Raw genomic sequence first — 596 nt, 5'->3', positions numbered from 1 at the left:
CAGACACTAGAGGCTTTGCTTCTTCGACACATGCTCTATTGACCGAGAATCGAGTTGTGAATGTGTCGCTGCAGTCCAAAACCAAGTCAACTCTGGCGACAGCAGACCGTAACCCCTCCTCATCCAGACGTTTGGCAAGTACCTTCACTTCAACATGAGGGTTTATATTGCCAAGCATTTCAGCCGCGGAGTCTACTTTCATTTTTCCTAACGAGCTTTCGCCATGTAGAATTTGGCGCTGCAAGTTGGAAACATCAACATGGTCATCATCAACGATAGTTATGCAGCCAACACCTGCTGCTGCAAGATACATCGCAACCGGGCTACCCAAGCCACCCGCACCAATAATAAGTACTTTTGCATTCTTGAGCGCCAACTGCCCCGCAACATCGAATTTAGGCAACATGATCTGCCGGCTATATCGCAATAACTCCGGATCACTTAACTCTTGATAAACTTCGCGACTTTGCTGCTCGCTCACAATTCACCTCTATACAGATATAAAACTAGTCTTACCCAGTCCATTGGCCCTGGGTAACACGATCGTTACCGCCATAATCTTTACTTGTCTCGACCTGCTGATAACCCGCTTTTTT

At 47.0% G+C, this 596-nt stretch carries 1 protein-coding gene; it reads right to left on the bottom strand.

Annotated elements, in window-relative coordinates; genetic code table 11:
• On the bottom strand, nucleotides 1-481 hold a 481-nt coding region (locus tag A3729_RS29465), incomplete at its 3' end, for a ThiF family adenylyltransferase (protein ID WP_231877531.1).
• Between the last annotated feature and the right edge of the window lie 115 nt (nucleotides 482-596).

Source organism: Oleiphilus sp. HI0043 (genome assembly GCF_001634935.1).
This window is presented reverse-complemented; position numbering and strand designations above follow the sequence as displayed.